The organism is Brevundimonas sp. TWP2-1, from assembly GCF_049897645.1.
Classification (GTDB): domain Bacteria; phylum Pseudomonadota; class Alphaproteobacteria; order Caulobacterales; family Caulobacteraceae; genus Brevundimonas.
The window spans coordinates 311,404-334,282 of record NZ_JAFCWR010000001.1; the positions used below are offsets into that span (position 1 = coordinate 311,404).

The 22,879-nt window shown below is 66.6% G+C and carries 21 protein-coding genes; 15 read left to right on the top strand and 6 right to left on the bottom strand.

Going from position 1 to position 22,879, the window contains the following annotated elements; all coding sequences use genetic code 11:
- Window positions 1–37: 37 nt before the first annotated feature.
- The 5 genes from rpsM to ACP7BH_RS01670 all read left to right on the top strand — a co-directional run bounded on the left by rpsM (window position 38) and on the right by ACP7BH_RS01670 (window position 3,003).
- Complete coding sequence (gene rpsM, locus ACP7BH_RS01650; protein ID WP_135195340.1) at window positions 38–406, top strand: 30S ribosomal protein S13; 369 nt, start codon at window positions 38–40, stop codon at window positions 404–406.
- Window positions 407–415: 9 nt separating this feature from the next.
- Window positions 416–805 (top strand): 30S ribosomal protein S11, encoded by a 390-nt coding sequence (gene rpsK, locus ACP7BH_RS01655; RefSeq protein WP_013268944.1) that lies wholly within the window; start codon window positions 416–418, stop codon window positions 803–805.
- Between the two features lie 91 nt (window positions 806–896).
- Window positions 897–1,916, top strand: coding sequence for a DNA-directed RNA polymerase subunit alpha (locus ACP7BH_RS01660; protein ID WP_135195341.1), 1,020 nt, complete (start codon window positions 897–899; stop codon window positions 1,914–1,916).
- A gap of 119 nt (window positions 1,917–2,035) precedes the next feature.
- Window positions 2,036–2,455, top strand: coding sequence for a 50S ribosomal protein L17 (gene rplQ, locus ACP7BH_RS01665; RefSeq protein WP_055753399.1), 420 nt, complete (start codon window positions 2,036–2,038; stop codon window positions 2,453–2,455).
- Window positions 2,456–2,544: 89 nt separating this feature from the next.
- Window positions 2,545–3,003, top strand: coding sequence for a GNAT family N-acetyltransferase (locus ACP7BH_RS01670; RefSeq protein ID WP_425984273.1), 459 nt, complete (start codon window positions 2,545–2,547; stop codon window positions 3,001–3,003).
- A gap of 29 nt (window positions 3,004–3,032) precedes the next feature.
- On the opposite strand, the gene ACP7BH_RS01675 is transcribed toward ACP7BH_RS01670, so the two are convergent.
- On the bottom strand, window positions 3,033–3,890 hold the full coding sequence (locus ACP7BH_RS01675; RefSeq protein WP_425984271.1) for an ABC transporter permease subunit: 858 nt from the start codon (window positions 3,888–3,890) through the stop codon (window positions 3,033–3,035).
- Complete coding sequence (locus tag ACP7BH_RS01680) at window positions 3,880–4,791, bottom strand: ABC transporter ATP-binding protein (RefSeq protein WP_425984269.1); 912 nt, start codon at window positions 4,789–4,791, stop codon at window positions 3,880–3,882. The genes ACP7BH_RS01675 and ACP7BH_RS01680 overlap by 11 nt, the downstream gene beginning before the upstream one ends.
- 99 nt (window positions 4,792–4,890) lie before the next feature.
- On the opposite strand from ACP7BH_RS01680, the gene ACP7BH_RS01685 reads away from it, so the two are divergent.
- Complete coding sequence (locus ACP7BH_RS01685; RefSeq protein WP_425984267.1) at window positions 4,891–6,147, top strand: ectonucleotide pyrophosphatase/phosphodiesterase; 1,257 nt, start codon at window positions 4,891–4,893, stop codon at window positions 6,145–6,147.
- Between the two features lie 74 nt (window positions 6,148–6,221).
- Window positions 6,222–7,943 carry a hypothetical protein gene (locus ACP7BH_RS01690; RefSeq protein WP_425984265.1) on the top strand — a complete coding sequence of 574 codons (1,722 nt, stop codon included), beginning with the start codon at window positions 6,222–6,224 and terminating at the stop codon, window positions 7,941–7,943.
- A gap of 152 nt (window positions 7,944–8,095) precedes the next feature.
- Here the strand turns inward: ACP7BH_RS01690 and ACP7BH_RS01695 are convergent, their stop codons facing one another.
- The 3 genes from ACP7BH_RS01695 to ACP7BH_RS01705 are packed head-to-tail and all read right to left on the bottom strand — an operon-like array spanning window position 8,096 to window position 13,099.
- On the bottom strand, window positions 8,096–8,878 hold the full coding sequence (locus ACP7BH_RS01695; RefSeq protein WP_425984263.1) for a thioredoxin domain-containing protein: 783 nt from the start codon (window positions 8,876–8,878) through the stop codon (window positions 8,096–8,098).
- A 25-nt stretch (window positions 8,879–8,903) separates the two neighbouring features.
- Window positions 8,904–10,304 carry a M48 family metalloprotease gene (locus tag ACP7BH_RS01700; protein WP_425984261.1) on the bottom strand — a complete coding sequence of 467 codons (1,401 nt, stop codon included), beginning with the start codon at window positions 10,302–10,304 and terminating at the stop codon, window positions 8,904–8,906.
- 59 nt (window positions 10,305–10,363) lie between these two features.
- The gene (locus ACP7BH_RS01705) at window positions 10,364–13,099 is read right to left on the bottom strand and encodes an Rne/Rng family ribonuclease (RefSeq protein WP_425984259.1); all 2,736 of its coding nucleotides are present in this window, start codon (window positions 13,097–13,099) and stop codon (window positions 10,364–10,366) included.
- 509 nt (window positions 13,100–13,608) lie between these two features.
- Here ACP7BH_RS01705 and ACP7BH_RS01710 point away from each other — a divergent pair.
- Both ACP7BH_RS01710 and ACP7BH_RS01715 read left to right on the top strand, forming a co-directional pair.
- Window positions 13,609–14,760, top strand: a complete 1,152-nt coding sequence (locus tag ACP7BH_RS01710; protein ID WP_425984257.1) for an N-acetylmuramoyl-L-alanine amidase family protein — start codon at window positions 13,609–13,611, stop codon at window positions 14,758–14,760.
- A gap of 45 nt (window positions 14,761–14,805) precedes the next feature.
- The gene (locus ACP7BH_RS01715) at window positions 14,806–15,483 is read left to right on the top strand and encodes an SDR family oxidoreductase (protein WP_425984255.1); all 678 of its coding nucleotides are present in this window, start codon (window positions 14,806–14,808) and stop codon (window positions 15,481–15,483) included.
- A 6-nt stretch (window positions 15,484–15,489) separates the two neighbouring features.
- Here the strand turns inward: ACP7BH_RS01715 and ACP7BH_RS01720 are convergent, their stop codons facing one another.
- The gene (locus tag ACP7BH_RS01720) at window positions 15,490–16,158 is read right to left on the bottom strand and encodes a J domain-containing protein (RefSeq protein WP_425984253.1); all 669 of its coding nucleotides are present in this window, start codon (window positions 16,156–16,158) and stop codon (window positions 15,490–15,492) included.
- A 45-nt stretch (window positions 16,159–16,203) separates the two neighbouring features.
- Between ACP7BH_RS01720 and ACP7BH_RS01725 the strand changes: the two genes are divergently transcribed.
- From ACP7BH_RS01725 to ACP7BH_RS01750, 6 genes are all read left to right on the top strand, one after another.
- The gene (locus ACP7BH_RS01725; RefSeq protein ID WP_425984251.1) at window positions 16,204–16,509 is read left to right on the top strand and encodes a BolA family protein; all 306 of its coding nucleotides are present in this window, start codon (window positions 16,204–16,206) and stop codon (window positions 16,507–16,509) included.
- An 80-nt stretch (window positions 16,510–16,589) separates the two neighbouring features.
- The gene (locus ACP7BH_RS01730; RefSeq protein ID WP_425984249.1) at window positions 16,590–18,410 is read left to right on the top strand and encodes a response regulator; all 1,821 of its coding nucleotides are present in this window, start codon (window positions 16,590–16,592) and stop codon (window positions 18,408–18,410) included.
- Between the two features lie 124 nt (window positions 18,411–18,534).
- Window positions 18,535–18,999, top strand: coding sequence for an RcnB family protein (locus ACP7BH_RS01735; protein WP_425984247.1), 465 nt, complete (start codon window positions 18,535–18,537; stop codon window positions 18,997–18,999).
- A 96-nt stretch (window positions 19,000–19,095) separates the two neighbouring features.
- Window positions 19,096–20,784, top strand: coding sequence for a cisplatin damage response ATP-dependent DNA ligase (locus ACP7BH_RS01740; RefSeq protein ID WP_425984245.1), 1,689 nt, complete (start codon window positions 19,096–19,098; stop codon window positions 20,782–20,784).
- 51 nt (window positions 20,785–20,835) lie between these two features.
- Window positions 20,836–21,798 (top strand): mechanosensitive ion channel family protein, encoded by a 963-nt coding sequence (locus ACP7BH_RS01745; RefSeq protein ID WP_425984243.1) that lies wholly within the window; start codon window positions 20,836–20,838, stop codon window positions 21,796–21,798.
- Window positions 21,798–22,814, top strand: a complete 1,017-nt coding sequence (locus ACP7BH_RS01750) for a threonine aldolase family protein (protein WP_425984241.1) — start codon at window positions 21,798–21,800, stop codon at window positions 22,812–22,814. Before ACP7BH_RS01745 ends, ACP7BH_RS01750 begins: the two co-directional genes overlap by 1 nt.
- Window positions 22,815–22,879: the final 65 nt, after the last annotated feature.

A 22,879-nucleotide genomic window follows, 5' to 3' on the forward strand; every position in this document is an offset into this window, starting at 1 on the left:
TTTGTTGCGTCTGACTAACGCGTATCTGGAGAATTTCGTGGCCCGTATTGCTGGCGTCAACATCCCGACCAACAAGCGCGTAGAGATCGCGCTTCAGTATATCCATGGCATCGGCCCCGCCGCCGCCAAGGACATCACCGAGAAGGTGGGCATCGAGTCCGCCCGCCGCGTGAACCAGCTGACGGACGCCGAAGTCCTGTCGATCCGCGAGACGATCGACAAGGATCACACCGTCGAGGGCGACCTGCGCCGCGAGACGTCGATGAACATCAAGCGTCTGATGGATCTGGCCTGCTATCGCGGCCTGCGTCACCGTAAGGGCCTGCCGGTCCGCGGTCAGCGCACCCATACGAACGCCCGCACCCGCAAGGGTCCCGCCAAGCCGATCGCCGGCAAGAAGAAGTAAGACAGACACATGGCCAAGGAACCGGGTCGCGTAAAGAAGCGCGAGCGCAAGAACATCACCTCGGGCGTCGCCCACGTGAATGCTTCGTTCAACAACACCATGATCACGATCACCGATGCCCAGGGCAACGCGATCTCGTGGTCGTCGGCCGGACACATGGGCTTCAAGGGTTCGCGTAAGTCGACCCCGTACGCTGCCCAGATGGCCGCTGAAGATGCAGGTAAGAAGGCCCAGGAGCACGGCGTCAAGACGCTGGAAGTGAACGTCTCGGGTCCGGGTTCCGGCCGTGAGTCGGCTCTGCGCGCTCTGCAGTCGGTCGGCCTGACGATCACGACCATCCGCGACGTCACGCCGATGCCGCACAACGGTTGCCGTCCGCCCAAGCGTCGTCGCGTCTAAGCGACCCCGCCCAAAGCACCCCCATCTCCGTCCGCTCCATCATGGCCTCGTCGACAAGGCCGGAGCAGGCGAAACCCGTTCGAGGGACAAAATGATCGAAAGAAACTGGCAAGAGCTGATCCGTCCCGAGAAGCCGCAGATCGAGATCGGTTCCGACGCCCAGCGCAAGGCGCGCCTGGTGGCCGAACCTCTCGAACGTGGCTTCGGCGTGACGCTCGGCAACGCGCTTCGTCGCGTTCTGCTGTCCTCGCTGCAAGGCGCGGCTGTCACGGCCATCCAGATCGACGGCGTCGTTCATGAATTCTCGTCGCTGGAAGGCGTGCGGGAAGACGTGGTCGACATCGTCCTGAACATCAAGCAACTGGCGCTGCGCATGCACGCCGAAGGCCCCAAGCGCATGACCTTGCGCGCCACGGGCCCCGGCGTCGTGACGGCCGGCCAGATCGACGTGCCGGCGGACATCGAGGTTCTGAACCCCGACCACGTCATCTGCACGCTGGACGACGGCGCGTCGGTCCGCATGGAACTGACCGTCCAGAACGGCAAGGGCTATGTGGCGGCCGAGCTGAACCGTCCGGAAGATGCGCCGATCGGCCTGATCGCCGTCGATGCTCTGTATTCGCCGGTCAAGAAGGTGGCTTATCGCGTCGAGCCGACCCGTCAGGGCCAGTCGCTGGACTACGACAAGCTGCTGCTTGAAGTCGAAACCAACGGTGCGGTCACGCCGGTTGACGCTGTCGCTTATGCGGCGCGCATCCTGCAAGACCAACTCCAGATCTTCATCACCTTCGAAGAGCCCAAGAAGGCTGTCGAGCAGTCGGACGGCAAGCCCGACCTGCCCTTCAACCCGGCGCTGCTGAAGAAGGTGGACGAGCTGGAACTGTCGGTTCGTTCGGCCAACTGCTTGAAGAACGACAACATCGTCTACATCGGCGACCTGATCCAGAAGACCGAGGGCGAAATGCTTCGCACCCCGAACTTCGGCCGCAAGTCGCTGAACGAGATCAAGGAAGTTCTCACGACGATGGGCCTCAGCCTCGGCATGGATGTGCCGAACTGGCCCCCCGAAAACATCGAAGACCTGGCCAAGAAGTTCGACGACCAGATCTAAGTTCAACCCTCCGCCCGTCTCCCTTGGGAGAATGCCGGGGCGGTTAGAAGATTACGGTTCCAGGTCCCGCCATTCTACCATGGTTGGGGGATACCGGTTCCGGAGTAGGAGAGACCCTGATGCGCCACGGCGCCGCCCATCGTAAACTCGGTCGCACGAGCAGCCACCGCACCGCCATGTTCGCGAACATGGCCGCCTCGCTGATCAAGCACGAGCAGATCACCACGACCCTGCCCAAGGCGAAGGAACTGCGTCCCTTCGTCGAGAAGCTGGTCACCCTCGCCAAGAAGGGCGACCTGCACGCTCGTCGTCAGGCCATCAGCCAGGTTCGCGACGTGCCGCAAGTCGGCAAGCTGTTCGAAACGCTCGGCCCGCGCTACAGCGAGCGTAACGGCGGCTATATCCGCATCATGAAGGCGGGCTTCCGTCACGGCGACAACGCCCCGATGGCCGTTATCGAGTTCGTCGATCGCGACGTCGAAGCCAAGGGCAAGGACTCCGGTCCGGTCCTGGCCTTCGAAGGCGGCGACGAAGACTAGAATTTGGTCGCAGGACCAGACGCCGAAAGGGCGGTCGGAGCAATCCGACCGCCCTTTTGCTTTGCACGGACATGAGGCATGACGCGCGGATGAGCGTTTCGATCGTTGATTTCCGTCCTGATCACGCCGCTGCCTGGGCGCGGCTGAACACCGCCTGGCTGGCCGAGGGTGGATTCGCCATCGAGGCGAAGGACCGGCGGTCCATCGACGATCCGCACGGCGTCTTCCTCGCCGACGGCGGCCGTGTCTTCATCGTCGAGCGGGACGGCGAGGCGATCGGCTGCTGCGCTTTGATCCGGCTCGATGACGGGTTCGAGGTATCCAAGATGACAGTGACGCCGGCCGCGCGCGGCCTGGGCCTGGCGCGACAGCTTTTGCAGGCCTGCGAGGCTGCAGCGCGCGAAGCGGGGGCGGTGCGGCTCTACCTGGAAACCAACAGCGCCCTAACCGCGGCCATCGCTCTCTACGAGAGCTTCGGCTTCGTCCATCTGCCGGCGCGGCCGACGCCCTATGCCCGCGCCGATGTCTTCATGGAAAAGCGGCTCTAGCCTTCCGCAAAAAGCATGGCGGTGGACGCCTATTCCTTCGACAGGTCTTGGCGGTTGAACCAGGCGACTGCGGCGGCGAACGGGACGCCGATCCACAGGCCCAGGCTGATCACACCCTTGGCGAGGGCGTGATCGGGCACATCGGCCGCCGCCATTCCGCCCTGGATGACGGCTTTCAGCAGGTCCGTGGCCAGGCCCGGCGACAACAGGGGCATAAGCCAGCCGTCCGGCGTCACGCCCATGGGCAGCAGGAGCTGGGGCAGGAAGAACTGCGCGATGCCGATCACAAGCGGCGCGAACAGGGCCGCCAGCAACGACCGGGTCACCACGGCGCCGAGCAGGCCCAGCATGGTGAACTGAAGGATGCGCGCCCAAGAGGTCAGGGTCAGCAGGCCGAAATCCGCCGCCGCTGCGCCGGTCATCGAGAAGGTGACGGGGCGGCCGAACACCGCCGCCTGGATCAGGCTGGCGATCACGTCCGAGATCAGGGCGGCGAAGGTCGCCAGCACGATCACCAGGGCCACGACCACGACCTTGCCCGTCAGCAGGTTTGGGCGGGTGTTGCGCGCGCTGATCAGCCGCCAGGTCTCCCAGCGATAGTCGCCTGCGTAGATGGTGGCCGCGCCGATCAGGACGAACATCAGGATCGCGGGATTGGCGAAGTCGCCGGCGCTCTTGACCAGAGTCAGACCCAGATCGAGCGGTCCGCCCTTCATCAGTTCGGGCGGCAGCTTGCCGGCCAGCTTGGCCTCGTTGGCCTTGGCCACCACGAAACCCAGGGTGGCGAGGAGGATGCCCATGATCGGGATGAACAGCACGCTCCAGAACAGGGCGGTGCGGTTCTTGGACAGGCGGTAGGTTTCGGATCGGATCGCGTCAGCCAGCACGGTTTTGCTCCTGCACGCCGGTCCAGCCGGTTTCGCTCATGAAGACGTCTTCCAGGTCGGCGCCGATCCAGCGGGCCTCCTCGATGTCGACACCGCCTTCAACCAAGGCCTTGATCGCGGCGGCGGCCTCGGCGCGGGGCACGGCGGCCACCACGGCGTCGCCGTCCAGGGTGGCGCGGTCGCCCAGCACCGACAGGGCCTTGGCCAGGGGGGTGACGGACAGGCGCAGACGTTCGCCCGACGCGGTCAGGTCGGAGACCTTACCCTCGGTGATCACCTTGCCCTTGTTGAAGATGGCGACGCGGTCGCAGACGCGCTGAACTTCCTGGAGCTGGTGGCTGGCTAGGATGACGGTGACGCCGTCGTGGTCGGCCAGGCTGCGGATCAGGGCGCGCATTTCCTGGATGCCGGGCGGATCCATGCCGCTGGTCGGTTCATCCAGGATGACGAGGTCCGGCTTGGTCATCAGGGCGGCGGCGACGCCCAGGCGTTGCAGCATGCCGACCGAAAAGCCCTTCACGCGCCTGTTCGCCGCCTCGGTCAGGCCGACGCGTTGCAGCCAGTTGTCGATCTCGGCCGAGGTCACGCCGCCGTGCGCGCGGGCCAGCCATTCCAGCACCTGACGGGCGGTCATGAAGGGGGGAAAGCGCGGCGTCTCGATCATCGAGCCCATGCGGCGCATCGACGCCGGATCGCCGATCCGCCCGCCCATCACCGTCGCCTCGCCCTCGGTAGGGCGAATCAGGCCCAGCAGGGTGCGGAACAGGGTGGACTTGCCCGCGCCGTTAGGGCCGAGAACGCCATAGACCCCGCCACGCGGGATCGACAGGGTCAGGCCGTCCAAGGCCCTCACCGTCCCATAGGTCTTGGTCAGGCCGCGAATGTCGATGACGGTTTCCATGACGCAAGCTTGGCGCGAGAACCGTGTTCCCACAAGCCGTCGCAAGCCTGTCGTCCATTAAGTTTAGGCAATGGTTCAATGTCGTCTGTGAGTAAGCTTATGTCCCGTCTTCCCATCTCCTGTCTGGCCTTGGCCGCCGCCGTTGTGGTTGCGTCGTGCGCGAGCGCGCCAGTCTCGGTCCAACCCGTCTCGCAATCCCCGGTCGTTTCCGCGTCGTCGTCGCAGCCGGCGCGCCCCGATCTGGTGATTCTGGTCTCGATCGACGGCTTCTCGCCGGACTACCTGGGCAAGGGCCAGACGCCGGTGCTGGACGGGCTGGTGGCGGGCGGCGCCTTCGGGCCGATGCGGCCGTCGTTCCCCAGCGTGACCTTCCCCAACCACTATACGCTGGTGACGGGGCTGCACCCGGACCATCACGGCGTGGTCGGTAACCGATTCACGGACGCGCAACTGGGCGCCTTCACCATGGCCAGCAAGGAGACCGGCTTCTGGGATCAGGCCGAGCCGATCTGGGTCACGGCGGAAAAGGCCGGCATTCGCACCGGCACGATGTTCTGGCCGGGGTCGGAGGTGGATATCCATGGCGTCCGGCCCAGCCATTGGATGCCCTTCGATCAGTCCATGCCGGGCGATGCACGGGTGGATCGGGTGCTGTCGTGGCTGGACCTGCCGGCCGACCAACGACCGAAGCTGGAGACCCTCTATTTCGACATCGTCGATACGGCCGGACATCGCCATGGTCCCGACGGCGCAGAGACGCGTGCCGCCGTGGTCTCGGTCGATGCGTCCATGGGGCGGCTGGTCGAGGGGCTGAAGGCGAGGGGGCTTTATGACCGGACGATGCTGGTGATCGTGTCCGATCACGGCATGGCCGCCACATCGCCGGAGCGGGTCGTCTGGATCGACGACATCATCGACCCGGCGGCGCTGAAGATCGGCTATGGCGGGGCGGTCCTGACCGCCGACCCGGCGCCGGGCCGCGAGGCCGAGGTGCAAGCCAAGCTGGTCGGGCGTCATCCGCATATGGAATGCTGGAACAAGGCCGATGTGCCGGCGCGGCTGGTCTATGGCTCCAATCCGCGCGTGGCCCAGATCGTCTGTCTGGTCGAGACCGGCTGGCTGACGGCGACGCGCGACCGGCCGGTGACCCGCGCGGGCGGCGCCCACGGCTATGACAATCAGGCGCCGGAGATGGCGGCGGTCTTCATCGCCCATGGACCCGGCGTCGTCGCGGGGCGGCGATTGACCGATCTGGACAGTGTGGACGTTCAACCCTTCCTGGCGCGCATGCTGGGCTTCGACGCGCCTGCGGGCGACGGCCGAGCCGCCGACACCTTGCCCGTCACCACGCCCTGATCGGGTGCCCTGACTGAATAATTGGCGATCCGGCCAATTAAGCGCACAAAGGTCGGCAAGCGGGGGAGGCGGGAATGCGCAAGGTTCTGTGGGTGGCGACGGTTTCGGCCGCCTGTCTGATGGCGCCGGTCGCGGTCGCCGACGCCACGGCGACGGCGGCGACCCTGGCCCTGATCGCTAATCCCCAGGTCTGCGGTCGCGTGGACGCGGTCGGCGATGTCCAGCCCACGGCGGACATGGTCATGGTCCCCGGTTTCGGCGACGAGGCTTTCGCCGTCGATACCAAGAACCCCGAGGCCCAGGCCTGGTTCGACCACGGGGTACGGCTGCGCTGGGCGTTCGAACATTCGGAATCGGTGCGGGCCTTCCGCAAGGCGCGGCAACTGGACCCATCGTGCGGCATGTGCGCCTGGGGCGAGGCCTGGGCCATCGGGCCCAACCTGAACGGCGGCGGGAACGACCCTGATTCCGTCGCCACGGGCCTGAGGACGGCGCGCGAGGCGCGCAGGCTGGCCGGCGACGCCACGCCGATGCAGCGCCAGATGATCGACGCCCTGATCCAGCGTTATTCCGGCAAGGAAAGCACGCGCGCCCTGCGCTTCGCCCGCACCATGGACCGGATCGCCAAGCGCCATCCCGACAACGTCTCGGTGGGGTCGATCACCGCCGACGCCTGGATGTTGCAGCCCGAGGGCGACTGGTGGGACGAGAACGGCAAGGCGGCCGATCCCGCCGTGACGCGCGCCATGGCGATCCTGGAACACAGCCTGACGGTCAAGCCGAACGATCCGGCCTCCATCCACCTCTATATCCACCTGACGGAATGGTCGGATGATCCGCATCGGGCGCTGGCCTATGGCGAGCGGCTGGCGCTGCTGGCGCCGGGCGCCAGCCACCTGGTGCATATGCCGTCGCACACCTTCTATCGCGTCGGGCGGTACAAGGACGCGATGATGTCCAACGTCAACGCCGTGGCGCTGGACAAGACCTACGACCGGCTGGCTAGCCCGCCAGGCGGCATTCGCGGCATGAGGCTGCACGCTCACAACATCCATTTCGGCATGGGCGGCGCCCTGATGGCGGGCGGTGCCGAGCGGGGGCTGGAGCTGGCCGACTGGTATATGGCGACCTATCCGCAGCTGCTGGGCGCGCCCGAACCCGGTGACGACGGCTATGTCGTTTATCGTCAGATTATGGCGGCCGACGCCTATGCGCTTTACGGCCGGTTCGGGTCCGACGCCCAGGTCGCGGCCCTGCCCGAGCCGGACATCGGTCGGCCGCTGATGCGGGTCGGCTGGCGCTATGCGCGCGGCGAGGTGGCGGCCAGGCGGGGCGATGCGGCGGCCGTGCGGGTCGAGGCCCAGGCCATCGCGGCCCTGCTGGCGGACAAGGCGTTCAAGGGCGCGATGGCGGATCGTCAGATCGGTTTCGCCGAACTGTTCCAGAAGGTGCTGGAAGGCCGCGCCGCCATGATCGATCAGGATTATCCGACCGCCATCGCCGCCTATGGCCGGGCGGCGGCGATCCAGGCGATGAAACCCGAGGGCGGCGATCCGCCGATGATCTGGTACCCGACGCGCCGCAGCCTGGCCGCCGCCATGCTGGCGTCCGGCGATGCAGCCGGGGCCAAGGCCAAGATTATGGAACTGCTCAAGGACTGGCCCAGCGATCCGTACAGCTACTATGTGCTCTATCGCGCCGAGCAGACGCTGGGCGATGAACCGGCCGCGAACGACGCCCTGCGGCATGCGGGCGTCGAATGGATCGGCGGGGAAATGACGCTGGGTGAGGCGTAACGACCTTTTCCTTCTCCCGTTGGGAGAAGGTGGCCCGGAGGGCCGGATGAGGGTCGGCCGGTGGGCCAAGTCGCAAGACCCGACCCTCACCCTTTCGCGCCAGAACGACGGCTTCGCCGCCGTGCGCTCAAGCCCTCTCCCAACGGAGAGGGTTATTTCTTCGCCGCTTCGATCAGTTTGGCGATCTCGGCGGGGTCGATGCCGGGGCTGGCCTTGCCGTTGATGAAGAAGGTGGGCGTGCCGCGCAGGCGCAGGGCGGCGGCCGTGGTGTGGATGTCGGCGATGTGGCGTGTGGTGTCGGGCGAGGCGATGGCGGCCTTGGCGCGGGCCATGTCGACGCCGTTGGCGGCCAGGATGGCGTCGATGGACTGGATCGACAGGGCGCGCTCGGTCATCAGGGCGTCGTAGACCTCCAGATACTTGCCCTGCTGATGCGCGGCCAGGGCGGCGCGGGCGGCGTATTGCGAGGCGATGTCGTCGCCGCGGTCCAGGATGGGCCAGTCCTTGAAGACGAAGCGGACTTCCGGGTGGGCGGCCATCAGGGCGCGATAGTCGTGGGCCACGGCCTTGCAGCCGGGGCAGCGGAAGTCGAAGAATTCGACCACCGTGACCTTGGCGTTCGCCGGACCGAAGGCGGGGTCGCGGGCGTCGGGCGCCAAGAGGCCGGCATTGGCGGCGGCAGCCTGGTTGGTCTCTTCGACGCTGGCCTCGGCTTCCTTCGCCTGCAGCGCCAGTTGCGTCTCTTGCAGCACCTCGGGGTGCTCCAGCAGATAGGACCGGACGTCGGACCCACCGGCGCTGAAATAGGGCGCGACCGAGAACCCCAGGGCGATGACCGACAGGCCCAAGGCCAGATAGCCTGCGCGCGCGCCGCTCAGCCACGCAGGCTTGGCGGTCTTGGTTTCGGGCGCAGGCGTGGGGGCGTCGTCGGTCATACAGGCTCGCAGTCGGGGGAAGGGGTCAGTTGAGGGTGGCCGGTCGGCGCGCGGCGTCGCGACGGTCCAGGTCGTTGAGATCGTCGGGCGTGGCGCCCGAGGCCAGGACGATGTCCACGGCCCGGCGCCATTCCATGGAGCCGGGGTCCAGCATGGAGCGGGCGCGAAGGGCGAACTGGGTCGCCTCCTTCTCGCTGCCGGCCGCGAAATAGTATTCGGCGGACGCCAGGCGGGCCTCGCCTTCCTTGCCTTGCGAGGCATAGGCCTGGGCCAGCAGGCGCCAGGCCATGGTGTTGTCCTTTTCGGCCACCACGGCATGCTTCAACTGGTCGATGGCCTCGTCCAGATTGGCCTTGTCGTTGGTCTCGATCAGGGCGTGGGCCAGGTTGACGCGCAGCAGGGGGGCGTCGGGCTTGAGGCGCACAGCCTCGCGGTGGGCGGCGACGGCCTCGGCCGCGCGGCCTTCCTCGAACAGGATCTGGCCCTTCAGTTCCTGGAAATAGGGGTTGTTCACGTCGCCGGCGATCAGTTCGTCCACCGCCGTCAGCGCCTTTTCCGTCTGGCCGTCGCGATACCAGGCGATGGCGCGGGCGTAGCGGCCGGGCAGGGAGGTGTTGGTCGACGGATAGTCCCGCAGCGTCGCGTTCGGCGGATCCATGAAGGCGTGGATCTTGGCAAGGATCAGCGCGTGCTGGGCCATCCGTTCGGGGCTGTCGCGGTGATCGTAGTGCGGCTGTTCCTGCACATAGCGACGCAGGGTCTCGATCCGGTTCGACGACAGGGGGTGGCTGCGGAAATAGGGATAGCGACGGGCGTCGGAGAAGACTTCCTGCGATCTGAAGTTCTCGAAGAAGGACACCAGGCCGGCCCCGGATTCCCCTGCGCCCTCCAGTGCGCGTGCGCCCGTGATGTCGGCCTCGCCTTCCTGGCTCTGCATATAGTGCAAGGCGCCCAGGGCGCCGAAATACTGGCTGGAGCCCAGCAGGGCGACGCCGGCGTCGGGCGCGCCGGCGGCGATGGCCAAGGCGCCCAGGGCCATGGTCATCAGCATGGGCTGGCGGCCGGCGTTCTGGGCCCCGTCGCGCAGGGTGTGGCGGTTCTTGATGTGGCCCGCCTCGTGCGCCATCACGCCCAGCAGTTCGCCGGGCGTCTTGGTGCGCAGGATCAAGCCGGTGTTGACGCCCATGATCCGCCCACGCGTGGCGAAGGCGTTCAGGTCGTCGTCATTGACCAGCAGGACCTGGATGTCGGTCGGGTTCAGCCCCATCGAGACGAAGACCGGGTCGGCCCATTCGCGCACGATGCCCTCGACCTCGGTGTCGCGGATCAGGCTCTGGGCCGAGGCCTGGCCGGCGACGACGAGAGCCATCAGGCCCGCCGCCGTCGCCGCCAGAACACGAGATGCAGATCGGGGAAGCCATCTCATGGCTCTACTCCAATAGCGACCGGCCCCCGCCTGCATCCTGACAGTCTAATCGTGACCGATCAGCGGCGCCACCATCCACGCTTGGGCTTTTCAGGCGGTGCGACGATCTGGTTCGGATCTTCGGCGATGATCGCCTCGACATCGATCTCGGGGACTGGCGCGACGAACGGCTCGGCCAGAACAGCTTCTGCGACCGGAATCGGAGCCGGCTCCTCAACCGGCGAGACCTCGACAGGCTCAGCCGCCAGGGCCTCCTGCGGGGTCACGTCCAGTTCGACCGGCGCGCCCTCGACCGCAGCCTCGTTCGGCTCGATGGCCGTGTCGGGATGCGGTTCGGCCGCGATCTCGACATTGGCGCTGGCCGATTTGCGGCGAACGCGACGACGTTGCGGTTCCGGCGCGACAGCCGGGGTATCGATTTCGGTCGTCTCGGCGGGCGTATCGACCATCACGGCCATCGGCGTCTCGGGCGAGCCGTCGGGCGGCATGCCTTCGTTGGTGGCGCGGTTCTCGACCTTGATCTCGTGACCGACAGGCGCGTCGCCACGACCCCGACCGCGACGACGGCGACGGCGCGAACGGCCGCCCTCTTCGCCGGCGCCTTCACCAGCGACAGCGTCCAGGCCTTCGACCTCGGACTGAGCCACAGCGGGGCGTTCGACGCGCTCAGGACGCTCAGCCCGTTCGGAGCGCTCAGGACGACCTTCCGACCGGCCCGGATTCAGCGGGTCGAACCAGACATAGGGGTCGTCCAGCGACGGCGTGCGACCGCGCACCCAGGTATAGACGTCGCGCTCGCCATCCTCGCGGACACGGCGACCGCCACGGCGGCCACGGCGACGGCGACGGCCGTTCTCGTCTTCCTCGTCGTCCGAGGCGTCGTCGATGTTCAGGGTGTCGGCGGCTTCGACGGTTTCGGCGACCTCGGCGGTCTCGTCGTCGCGACGACCGCCACGACGGCGGCGATTGCGGCCCCGACCGCGATCGCGGTCACGACCGCCGGACTCGGCGCGTTCAGAACGTTCGCGCGGCTCGTCGTCGTCGCTGTCCTCGCGGTCCAGCGCCTCGACATCGTCGTCGTCGTCGTCGCCGACGATTTCCTCGTCGTCGTCCTCATCCTCGTCTTCGTACAGCGAGGCGTCGAAGTCGTCGTCGAGATTGGGCATCTCGATCTCGGGCGCGACGAAGTCCTCGTTGGTCTCGGTGCGCTCGATATTGTGTTCGCCCTGACCCAGGCTGTCGTCGATCTGGACGATGACGTTCAGGCCGCGACGTTCCAGCAGCGACTGCAGATAGGCGCGCTTGTGGTTCAGGATGTACAGGCCGACGGCGGTGCAGACCTTCAGCACCACGACGCCCGCGCCGTTCTTGCCGGCCTCGATGTCGACCGCGCGCAGGGTCATCAGGGCGGCGGATTCGGCCGAGCGGATGCGTCCCGTGCCCTGGCAGTGCGGGCAGGCCTCGGTGGCGCCCTCGATCACGCCCAGGCGGCGACGCTGGCGGCTGATCTCCATCAGGCCGAACGGCGAGATGCGGCCCATCTGGATGCGGGCGCGGTCGGAGGACAGGGCTTCCTTCAACACGCGCTCGACGGCGCGGTTGTTCTTGCCCTCATCCATGTCGATGAAGTCGATCACGACCAGGCCGGCGAGGTCGCGCAGGCGCAGCTGGCGGGCGGCTTCTTCGGCCGCTTCCATATTGGTCTTGAACGCCGTCTGCTCGACGTTGCGTTCCTTGGTGGCGCGGCCGGAGTTGACGTCGATGGCCACCAGGGCCTCGGTCTGGTTGATAACCAGATAGCCGCCGGACTTCAGCGGCACGACCGGCTGGTGGATCTGCGTCAGCAATTCCTCGATGCCGTTGGCGGCGAACAGGGGCCGCGAGCCGCGATACAGGTGAACCTTGTTGGCCTGGGCGGGCATCAGCACGCGCATGAAGTCGCGCGCTTCCTTGAAGCCTTCGACGCCCTCGACCTGAATGCCGTCGAAATCCTTGTCGAACATGTCGCGCACGGCGCGGCGGACAAGGTTCTCTTCCTCGTAGATCACCGAGGGGGCGTGAGAGGCGAGGGTGGTTTCGCGGATCGTCTCCCACAGACGCAGCAGATATTGATAGTCGCGCTTGATCTCGGCCTTGGTGCGCTTGGCGCCGGCCGTGCGGATGATCAGGCCCATGCCCTTGGGCACGTCCAGGGCCGAGACGGCGCTCTTCAGGCGGCGACGGTCGGAGGTGTTGGTGATCTTGCGGCTGATGCCGCCGCCCTTGCCCGTATTGGGCATCAGGACGCAGTAGCGGCCGGCCAGCGACAGCCAGGTGGTCAGGGCCGCGCCCTTGGCGCCGCGTTCGTCCTTGACGACCTGAACCAGCAGGATCTGGCGGCGCTTGATGACGTCCTGGATCTTGTAGCGACGCATCAGGCGGCGCTTCAGACGTTCCTCGTCGGCCAGGGCGCCTTCGGGATCGACGTCGTCGCCGGTGGATTCCCGATCCAGATCGTCCTCGTCCTCGTCGTCGTGCGCTTCGGCCATGATGGCTTCGCGATCGGCGACCGGGATCTGGTAATAGTCCGGGTGGATTTCGTTGAAGGCCAGGAAGCCGTGGCGGTTGCCGCCGTATTCGATGAACGCAGCCTGCAGGCTGGGCTCTACGCGGGTGACCTTGGCGAGGTAAATGTTGCCGCGAAGCTGGCGCTTCGCACGGGATTCGAAATCGAATTCCTCAATTTGGCGTCCGTCCACGATGGCGACCCGGGTCTCCTCGGGATGCGCCGCATCGATCAGCATTGTCTTTGACATGGATAGTCTCTCTCTGGCGCGCGCAGGCCGACCGTCCCGGAACACCGGGCAGGGTCATGGCGGCTCGCCGAATGAAGGTGAGGGCCGGCGCGCGCGACATCCCCTCGCCGAGAACGGCGAAGCGGGCTTGATCAAGCCGTTGGGGAACGCAGGCGGAAAGGCCCATTGAAGTCGTCGGTCCTGAACCGGGCGCGCCAATCCCTTGGGAAGGCCGCGTCCCTGGTCCGCTCTTCGAACCATCGGCGATGCCGGGGCGGTTCTCGGATTGGTGAAAGTCAACGCCGCGAGGAGGGCGCGCCAAGATTCGCAGAGGCGAAATCGGCGCGATCGGTTCGCGAGCGGTTCACAGCATAGTCACGCAACTGGAGAATTAAAAGGCGTTCGCCTTAACCCCCTGAATACGAGCCTCTGGCATGATGACGGCCTAGTAGGCTTTATTTGGGTTTGGCGTCGCAATGAGCGGTCGCGTTTTGACAGGTTTGATGCGCTGGGGCGCGAAGGAATGGGCGATGACCGCCTTGGCCTTCGTTGTCATCTGCATGGTCGGTCTGTCTGCGACGCGCGGTTTCGCCTGGGGCGCCCAAGGCGACGTGCTGGCGGTGCGCTTCGGCGCTGACGGCGACCGAACCCGTGTGGTCATCGATCTGGACAAGTCGGCGCAAGGGCGCGTCATCGACGCGGGCGGCGAGGGCCGCGTAATCCTGGCCCTGAACGGCGTTGCGCCGGGACGGGGACTGAACGGCGGCGGATCGGGCCTGGTAAGGTCTTACGAGGTGACCTCGTCTGGGGGGGCGTCGCGGGTTCAGTTGGAGCTGGCGCGCGGCAGCGAGATCGAGCGCCGTTTCCTGCTGCCGCCCGGCGACGGCGTCAGCCACTATCGTTATGTCGTGGATCTGAAGGCGACCGGCGCGGCTGCGCGCGCGTCCGCCGCGCCTGCGCCGCGCCGGGCCGAACGGCCGCTGATCGTCATCGACGCCGGCCACGGCGGCAACGATCCCGGCGCCAGCGGCGCTCGCGCCAAGGAAAAGGAAGTCACCTTGGCCGCCGCCCTGGCGCTGAAGACCGAACTGGAGAAGAACGGTCGTTACCGCGTGCGGCTGACGCGGTCCGACGATCGGTATGTCGACCTGTATCGCCGGGTGTCCATTGCGCGTCAGTCGGACGCCGACCTGTTTATATCCCTGCACGCTGACGCCGGGGCCGATCCAGCGCTGCGCGGGGCCAGCGTCTATACGCTGTCGGAACAGGGCGCCGGCCGGGCCGTGCGCGAGTTCACGCGCGGCGACAATTGGCACCGCGAACTGCACCTGCCGGGCCGCGACCCGTCGGTGGACCGAATCCTGCTGGACATGACCCAGCGCGCGACCCAGAATCGCTCGGCCCAGTTCGCCCGCGTCCTGCTGACCCATCTGGAAGGCTCGGACCAGCCCCTGCTGCGCCGCAGCCACCGCGATGCGGGTCTGGCCGTTCTGCTGGCGCCCGATGTGCCGGCCGTGCTGCTGGAGATGGGCTTCATCACCAATCCCGAGGACGAGCGGCTGCTGACCGACGAGCGCGCGCGCCGTCGTTTGATGAAGTCGGTCGCGGACGGCATCGACCGCTATTTCCGCGAACCGTCGGCGCCGATGATGACCGCTTCCAACAGCGGGGCGGCGGGTTAGGGCAGGCGCGGCGCAACCAAGCCCGGCTTCGCCGGTTCCAAGCCCATGAGAAAAGCAATCGTTACGGGTGGTGCAGGTCTGATCGGATCCGGCGTCTGCAAGGCCTTGGTCGCGCGCGGGTGGGAGGTGGCGTCCTTCGATCTGAAAGCCGGCAAGGCCGACGGCCGCCATATCCTGTGCGACATTGGCGACGAGGCCTCGGTCGCCAAAGCCTATGAGGACCTCGGCTGGTCGGAGCTGGACCTGTTGGTGAACAATGGCGGCGTGGCTGATCCGGTCAACGGGCCGCTGGCCGAGCTTTCGCTGGAGGACTGGCGCAAGACGGTGGACAGCCATCTGACGGGCGCCTTCCTGATGACCCGCAGCGCCATTCCGTTGATGGCGAAGGGCGGGAGCATCATCAACATGGCCTCGACCCGCGCCTTCATGTCGGAACCCGAGACCGAGGCCTATGCCGCATCCAAGGGCGCCATGGTCGCACTGGCTCACGCCCTGGCCATCAGCCTGGGGCCGAAGACGCGAGTGAATGCGATCGCGCCTGGCTGGATTTCCGGCGACGACGACCTGCGTCCCGTCGATCACGATCAGCATCCCGTCGGCCGGCTCGGACGCGTCGAGGACATCGCTCAGGCCGTGCTTTATCTGGCCGACGCGGGCTTCGTCACGGGTCAGGTGTTGACGGTGGACGGCGGCATGACGCGCAAGATGATCTACGCCGAATAGGCGAGATCAGGCCAGGCCGGCCTTCTTGAGCGTCTTCCAGGCCTTGATGACACGTTGCAGCTTGGCCTCCGCGCCCCGGTCGCCGTTGTTGGTGTCGGGGTGAAAGCGTTTCAGCAAGTCGTGGTACTGGGCCTTGATCTTGGCCTTGTCCGCGCCGGGATCCAGATCGAGATCGGCCAGGGCGGCGCGTTCCAGCTTGCCGATGCGGCGATCCTCGGTCGGAGACTGAGGCGCCTGATCGCCCTTGCGACCGAACAGGCCGAAGCTGTCGCGCCATGAACCTGCGCCGGTGGTGTTGGACGTGCCCATCTTGGCGGCGAAGGCGGCGGCTTCTCGCGTGAACTTGCCGGCCTGCATTTCCCAGGTCGGGCGGCCGCCGGTCATGGCCTCGTTTTCCTGAAGGTTGCGAATCTGGCCTTCGCTCATGCCTGCGTAGAAGTTCCAGCCCTTGTTGTACTCGCCGGCGTGGGGCTGGCAGAACTCATAGAAGTCGTTCAGCCGCTCTCGCGACTTCGGCGCCTTGGCGGCCGCCGCCCTGCGGCAGTCGGGCCATTGGCACGGCGTCTCGCCCGGCTTGAGGTGAAGGACGTCGGCTTTCGCCGCCTCTTCCTCGGGTTTGGGCGGCTTCACCCGAATGTCGGTGAAGCGCGGCTTGTATTGAAAGGAGGCGGACATCAGCCGAAGTGTAAGGCCGAATGGGACAGCATCAAGGAATCGATCATGTCAGAAGGCCCGGTTGCGACGATTATTCGTGCAAAACTGACCGATGGGCTCTCGCCGCAACGGCTGGAGGTCGAAGATGACAGCTGGCGACACGCCGGCCATCACCATGAAGGCGGGATGGATGCAAAGCCCGGTGGGGAAAGCCACTTCAATCTGGTGATCGTTTCAGCCGCTTTCCAGGGGCAGTCGCGTCTGGCGCGTCAACGGGCGGTCAACGACTTGCTCAAGGACGAGATGGCCGGACCCGTCCACGCCCTGTCGATCAAGGCGCTGACGCCGGAGGAGGCGGGGGAATCGATATGACGGAAAAAACAGCGTTCACATCGTCTTAGAACCTTCGTCTTAGCGTCACGCGACCAAACAGAACGTGGGGATCTGGGCTTATGGTGGAATCCGACGGCGTCGCGAAAGCGTTAGAGGGCGATCAGCGCGCCGGCGATGCAGCCCAGGCCCTGACGGCCATCCTGCAAACGCAATATCTGCGCTACCTGATCATTGCCTCGTGGGCTCTCGGGCTGCTAGGCACGGTGGGTCTGTGGCAGGCGGTGCTGTGGTTCGGCGTGACGGTCGCGGCGGGCGCGGTGCGCGGCTTGGTCGAACACCGGCTGAGCCATCGCGTGGGCACGAACTGGGGGGTCATCTTCCCCATCGTCGCTACGGTGACGACCGGCGCCTGGGCCATCGCGCCCTTGCTGGCCTGGTTTTCGCTTTCCGATTTCGGACGACCGCTGGCCCTGGCCCTGATTATCTCCGGCTATGTGCTGGTGTTCGCCCAGCTCCGCAGTTCGCCGCGTCAGGCCTTGATCATTTCGTCCCCCTACGGTGCGGCGGCGGCGGTCATTCTGTTCAGCCTGTGGGGCTCCAGCGACTTCTGGTCGATGCTGGCCGTCCTGCCGTTCACGGCGGCGGGGCTGTTCGTCCTGGTGACCATGACCCTGCTGCGCGAGGAACGCATCCGCGCCTTCCAGTCGCATCAGTCCCATCTGATCGAGGAACTGGAAGCTGCGCGCGACAAGGCCAATGCCGCCAACGACGCGAAGTCCAATTTCCTGGGCGTGATTTCCCACGAACTGCGCACGCCGATGAACGGCGTCCTGGGCGCAGCTCAACTGCTCAGCGCGACGCGTCTGGAGGCGACGCAGCGCGAGTATCTGTCGATCATCCGCAACTCGGGCGACAACCTGCTGTCGCTGCTGAACGACATCCTCGACATGACAAAGATCGAGGCGGGCAAGATGAACTTCGAGGTCGTCGATATCGCCGTCGACAGCCTGCACAAGCGGATCACCGGACCGTTCGAAGCCCAGGCCGAGGCCAAGGGGCTGGAGTTCGTCTCGACCCTGGAAGGTGAAATCCCGACGGTGGTGCGCGGCGACCCGCTGCGGGTCTGCCAGGTGGTTCAGAACCTGCTGTCGAACGCGGTCAAATTCACCGAATCTGGCCAGATCCATTACATCGTGCGCGGTCATCGCGTGTCGGACCAGCGGGTGCGGTTCGAGTTCATCGTCAAGGACAGCGGCACCGGCATTGCCGCGGCGGACCTGGAGCGGCTATTCCTGCCCTTCACCCAGGTCGACACCTCTTCCACACGCCGCTTCGGCGGCACGGGCCTGGGCCTGACCATTGCGCGGCGCATGGCCAACATCATGGGCGGCGATATCACCGTCACCTCAAGGCTGGCGGAAGGGTCGTGCTTCACCCTGGAGATTGAGGCCGAGGTGGTGGAGTGGGCCAAGCCGCTCGCGGCCGACGAAGTTCATGCCGAGATCAAGGGCGGCGAATCGCTGCGCGTGCTGGTGGTCGAGGACCATCCGGTGAACCGCATGATCCTGGAAGCCTGGATGAGTTCGGCCAGCCACGTCACCTCGACGGCCGAAAACGGCCAGATGGCGGTCGAGATCGCCAAGGATCAGCCGTTCGACCTGATCATCATGGACGTGAACATGCCGGTGATGGACGGCCTGACCGCGACCCGACTTATTCGCGACGGCGGGGGCCAGAATGCGGGCACGCCCATCGTCGTCCTCTCGGCCTCCGCCCGCAACGAAGACCACGAGGCAGGCCTGGAGGCCGGCGCCGACGCCTATCTGAACAAGCCCATCGATTTCAGCGCCCTGGCTGCCCTGATGGGACGGGTCGGGGGCGGACGCGAGGCGGTCGCGCAGATGGCGCTGCCGCCGTCCGAGACCTCCGTCGCCGCGTGATTGCGGCGGGGACGTGTTCTTAAGGTGAATGTAGGCCTCTGACGATGGTTCAGAAACGCCTCAGCCGCGAGGCTCCATAACTGCACTCAAGTCGAAACCCTTCGGCGCAGTTGGAGACACGATCATGAGAAAGATCCTTACCGCTACGATGGCCGCGTTGATGGCCACCACCGCACTGGGCGCCGCCGGCGCAGCCTCGGCCCAGTCGCGCGGCGATCACCGCTACGAGCAGCGCGATAACCGCCAGGATCGTCGTGACGACCGCCGCGAGTTCCGTCAGGACCAACGCCAGGACCGCCAGGAATATCGCCAGCAACAGCGCGCCTACGACCGTTGGCAGCGGGCCGAGCGTCGCTACAACGCCCCTCGCTACGTCGCCCCGCGCGGCTATGCGGTGCGGACCTGGAGCTATGGTCAGCGGATGCCGTCCTACTACCGGACCAACGCCTATGTGGTGAACGACTACGGACGTTATGGCCTGCGCGCTCCGCCCCGCGGCTACCAATATGTCCGCAGCGGCAATGACGTGGTTCTGGCCGCCGTCGCCGGGGGTCTGATCACCGCCGTGATCGCCGGCCTGTTCAACTGATCCCCCTGAGATTGAAGACGCGCCCCGGAGGGAAACCTCCGGGGCGTTTTTCGTTCTGCTATGCGGCGACGCTTCGAGCGCCCAAGATGGATGACGATGCGCGCCTTCGCCGAGCTTCTGGATCGCCTGTCCCTGACGGCTTCGCGCAATGCGAAACTGGTGCTGGTGAGGGATTATCTGAGGGCGACGCCCGATCCTGACCGGGGCTGGGCGCTGGCGGCGCTGACGGGCGACCTGACGTTCGACGCCGCCAAACCGGCCATGATCAGGAAGGCGGTCGAGGGGCGTGTGGACAGCGTCCTGTTCGGCTGGTCCTACGACTATGTCGGGGATTTAGCCGAGACGGTGGCCTTGATCTGGCCCGTCAGCCCCGATCACCGGCCCAACCGTGAGCCGGAACTGGCCGAGGTGGTCGAGGCCCTGCGCACCGCCAGCCGGGCCGAGGTGCGCGGTCTGCTGGAAGGCTGGCTGGACGCGCTGGAGCCGAAGGGCCGTTGGGCGTTGCTGAAACTGATGACCGGGGCCTTGCGTGTGGGCCTGTCGGCGCGGCTGGCCAAGACGGCGGCGGCGATGATGCGCCCGGACGCCGTGATGGCGCCGCCGTCGCCGGACGGCGACGAAGCCCAGATGACGCTGGACACCATCGACGCCTCGGCCATCGAGGAGGTCTGGCACGCGGTCGAACCGCCCTATGCCGACCTGTTCGCCTGGCTGGAGGGCAGGGCGGATCGGCCCAGCCCGGATGCGCCCGGCCGGTTTCGTCCCGTCATGCTGGCGGTCGCCATCGACGAGGCGGTCGATCTGCCCAAGCTGTCGCCGGCCGATTACGCCGCCGAGTGGAAGTGGGACGGCATACGGGTTCAGGCGGTGCTGGAGGGCGATGTCGGCAAGCTCTATTCCCGCACCGGCGACGAGATTTCGGCCGCCTTTCCCGATGTGATGGAGGCTCTGGCGTTCCAAGGCGCGATCGACGGCGAGCTGATCGTCTGGCGCGACGGGGCGGTGGCGCCGTTCGGAGACCTGCAGCAGCGGCTTAACCGCAAAACGGTGGACGCCAAGGCCATGCAGGCCTTTCCGGCGGCGGTGATCGCCTATGACCTGCTGGCCCAGGAAGGCGAGGATTTGCGCAGTTTGCCGCTTCGCCAGCGCCGGGCGCGGCTGGAGGCCCTGGTGGCCGGTCACACGGGTGAGCGGCTGCATCTGTCGCCGGTGGTCGATTACGCCGATTGGGGTCAGCTGGCGCGGCTCAGGGCCGATCCGCCGGTCGGGGCGGCAGCCGAGGGGCTGATGCTGAAACGTTGGGACAGCCCATATCTGGCGGGACGGCCCAAGGGGCCGTGGTTCAAGTGGAAGCGCGATCCCCACGTCATCGACGCGGTCCTGATGTACGCCCAGCGCGGACATGGGAAACGATCCAGCTTCTATTCCGACTACACCTTCGGCGTCTGGACGCCTGAAGGGGCGCTGACGCCGGTGGGCAAGGCCTATTTCGGCTTCACCGACGAGGAGCTGAAGCAGCTCGATAAGTTCGTGCGCGACCACACCATCGACCGGTTCGGGCCGGTGCGGTCGGTGCGGGCCGAACGCGACTTCGGCCTGGTGCTGGAGATCGCCTTCGAGGGGTTGAACCGATCGACGCGGCACAAGTCGGGCGTGGCCATGCGTTTCCCGCGCGTCAGCCGCATTCGCTGGGACAAGCCGGCGCGAGAGGCCAACACCATCGACGACGTGATGGACCTGCTGGACGCCATCGAAAGCGGCGGCGGGCGGATCGCCAAGGTCTGAAATCGGGCTTACGGGGGTTCCAATCGGCGCGTCAGGCGTTAGACCCGGCCCATGTCTTCGCCCATCCCAGCCGATATCACCCCTATCGCCGAAGCGGTCGCCGCAGGGCGCAAGGCCGTGTCCATCGACGCCGCCGTGATCGCCAAACTGACCGACATGGCCGGTGATTTCGCGATCAACCTGACCATCGCCATCCTGATCTTCGCCGCGACGGTCTTTGCGGCGAAATGGGCGTCAAGGGCGGCGCGAAACGGCCTGTCGCGGGTGCGCGGCTTCCGTCACGATCCGACGGTTCTGAGCTTTGCGGTGCAGGTCGTACGGGTGGTGGTGTTCATCATCGGCATGATCGCGGTGCTACAGCGGCTGGGCGTGCAGACGACCTCGATCATCGCGGTCCTGGGCGCGGCGTCGCTGGCGGTCGGTCTGGCGCTGCAAGGCACGCTGTCGAACGTGGCGTCGGGGATCATGCTGCTGGTGCTGCGGCCCTATCGCGTCGGGGACGTCGTGGACGTGGGCGGCATGTCGGGCACGGTGCAGCGGCTCGACCTGTTCACGACCCAGTTGTCGAACGCCAACAACCACAAGATCGTCATCCCGAATTCCAAGGTTCTGAGCGATCCTTTGACCAATCTGACGGGACAGCAGACGCGCCGGATTGAGATCAACTTCACCGTCGGTTACGGCGACGACCTGAACCAGGCGCGTTGCGTTCTGGCCGACATGGCCGAGGCGCACGACAAGGTGCTGCACGACCCGCACCCGTGGACGGGGGTGACGGGCCTGCTGGACAGCTCGGTCCAGGTGACCCTGCACGCCTGGGTCAAGGTCGGCGACTGGTGGCAGACCCAGGCCGACCTGATGCAGGGCGGCAAGGAGGCGCTGGACGCCGCCGGTATCGAAATCCCGTTCCCGCATCAGGTCGCCGTGCCTTATGGCGACGAGGATGTGATGCCCGTGGTCCGTGTGCGGACTGTCGAGGATGACGCAGCTGATTTGAAGGCGACGACCCGCTGATGCGCTACGATTTCGGATCCGACAACACCGCCGGCATGGCCCTGAGCGCCATCGAAGGACTGGTGCGCGCCAACAAGGGGTTCGCCCGCGCCTACGGCGGCGACGACGTCACCGCGCGCGCCGCCGATCAGATTCGCCAGCGGCTGGATGCGGACGCCGAGGTGCGGTTCGTCTTCAGCGGCACGGCCGCCAACGCCATCGCCCTGTCGATGCTGGCCCAGCCCTATGAGGCGGTTCTGACGCACAACGCCGCCCACATCTGCACGGACGAAACCGGCGCGCCGGGCTTCTTCGGTCATGGCGTAGGCCTGATCGGCCTGCCGGGCTTTTCGGGCAAGATCGATCCGCTGGCCCTGCAGGCGCATCTGGGCGAGGCCGAAGTCGGCCACCGCCAGCCGCCGGCGGCCTTGTCTCTGACCCAGGCCACCGAATATGGCGCGGTCTATACCGAGGAGGAGCTGCGCCACCTGATCGAGCCGACCAAGGCGCTGGGCTACGGCGTCCATATGGATGGCGCGCGCCTGACCAATGCGGTCGCGTCGGGGTTCGATCTGAAGGACATCCCGCGCCTGGGCGTAGACGTGCTGGTGTTCGGCGGGGCCAAGGCGGGCGCCAACTGCGCCGAGGCCATCGTCCTGTTCGACAAGCGCCTGGCGCGGCGTCTGGACAATCGTCTGAAACAGGCGGGGCAAACCGCGTCGAAGGCGCGGATGTTGTCGGGACCGATGCTGGGGCTGCTGGAAAGCGGAGACTGGGAATCGGGCGGCGCCCACGCCAATCTGATGGCGCAGAAGCTGGCGGCGGGGATCGCGGTACGCACGCCCTTCGTGCTGGCCCACCCGGTCGAGGCCAACGCCGTCTTCGTGCGGATGTCGCCTGAGGCGCACGCGCGCCTGAACGCTCTGGGCTGGGCCTGCTATCCGTTCGACGACGGATCGGTTCGCTTCGTCTGTTCGTGGGCGACGCAGGAATCGGCCGTGGACGAGTTGATCGAGGCGGTCGTCAGCCTGGGTTGAGCGACTAATCCCCGGTCGCGCGCCAGCGTGGCCTTTCCCCGGTCGCAATGGGTTTCCATATGCGG

What these genes read in the sequence shown, in the direction of transcription:
- rpsK (WP_013268944.1), top strand. Translation starts at nt 416, where the DNA reads ATGGCCAAGGAACCGGGTCGCGTAAAGAAGCGCGAGCGCAAGAACATC.
- ACP7BH_RS01660 (WP_135195341.1), top strand. Translation starts at nt 897, where the DNA reads ATGATCGAAAGAAACTGGCAAGAGCTGATCCGTCCCGAGAAGCCGCAG.
- rplQ (WP_055753399.1), top strand. Translation starts at nt 2,036, where the DNA reads ATGCGCCACGGCGCCGCCCATCGTAAACTCGGTCGCACGAGCAGCCAC.
- ACP7BH_RS01670 (WP_425984273.1), top strand. Translation starts at nt 2,545, where the DNA reads ATGAGCGTTTCGATCGTTGATTTCCGTCCTGATCACGCCGCTGCCTGG.
- ACP7BH_RS01680 (WP_425984269.1), bottom strand. Translation starts at nt 4,791, where the DNA reads ATGGAAACCGTCATCGACATTCGCGGCCTGACCAAGACCTATGGGACG.
- ACP7BH_RS01685 (WP_425984267.1), top strand. Translation starts at nt 4,891, where the DNA reads ATGTCCCGTCTTCCCATCTCCTGTCTGGCCTTGGCCGCCGCCGTTGTG.
- ACP7BH_RS01690 (WP_425984265.1), top strand. Translation starts at nt 6,222, where the DNA reads ATGCGCAAGGTTCTGTGGGTGGCGACGGTTTCGGCCGCCTGTCTGATG.
- ACP7BH_RS01695 (WP_425984263.1), bottom strand. Translation starts at nt 8,878, where the DNA reads ATGACCGACGACGCCCCCACGCCTGCGCCCGAAACCAAGACCGCCAAG.
- ACP7BH_RS01700 (WP_425984261.1), bottom strand. Translation starts at nt 10,304, where the DNA reads ATGAGATGGCTTCCCCGATCTGCATCTCGTGTTCTGGCGGCGACGGCG.
- ACP7BH_RS01705 (WP_425984259.1), bottom strand. Translation starts at nt 13,099, where the DNA reads ATGTCAAAGACAATGCTGATCGATGCGGCGCATCCCGAGGAGACCCGG.
- ACP7BH_RS01710 (WP_425984257.1), top strand. Translation starts at nt 13,609, where the DNA reads ATGACCGCCTTGGCCTTCGTTGTCATCTGCATGGTCGGTCTGTCTGCG.
- ACP7BH_RS01715 (WP_425984255.1), top strand. Translation starts at nt 14,806, where the DNA reads ATGAGAAAAGCAATCGTTACGGGTGGTGCAGGTCTGATCGGATCCGGC.
- ACP7BH_RS01720 (WP_425984253.1), bottom strand. Translation starts at nt 16,158, where the DNA reads ATGTCCGCCTCCTTTCAATACAAGCCGCGCTTCACCGACATTCGGGTG.
- ACP7BH_RS01725 (WP_425984251.1), top strand. Translation starts at nt 16,204, where the DNA reads ATGTCAGAAGGCCCGGTTGCGACGATTATTCGTGCAAAACTGACCGAT.
- ACP7BH_RS01730 (WP_425984249.1), top strand. Translation starts at nt 16,590, where the DNA reads ATGGTGGAATCCGACGGCGTCGCGAAAGCGTTAGAGGGCGATCAGCGC.
- ACP7BH_RS01735 (WP_425984247.1), top strand. Translation starts at nt 18,535, where the DNA reads ATGAGAAAGATCCTTACCGCTACGATGGCCGCGTTGATGGCCACCACC.
- ACP7BH_RS01740 (WP_425984245.1), top strand. Translation starts at nt 19,096, where the DNA reads ATGCGCGCCTTCGCCGAGCTTCTGGATCGCCTGTCCCTGACGGCTTCG.
- ACP7BH_RS01745 (WP_425984243.1), top strand. Translation starts at nt 20,836, where the DNA reads ATGTCTTCGCCCATCCCAGCCGATATCACCCCTATCGCCGAAGCGGTC.
- ACP7BH_RS01750 (WP_425984241.1), top strand. Translation starts at nt 21,798, where the DNA reads ATGCGCTACGATTTCGGATCCGACAACACCGCCGGCATGGCCCTGAGC.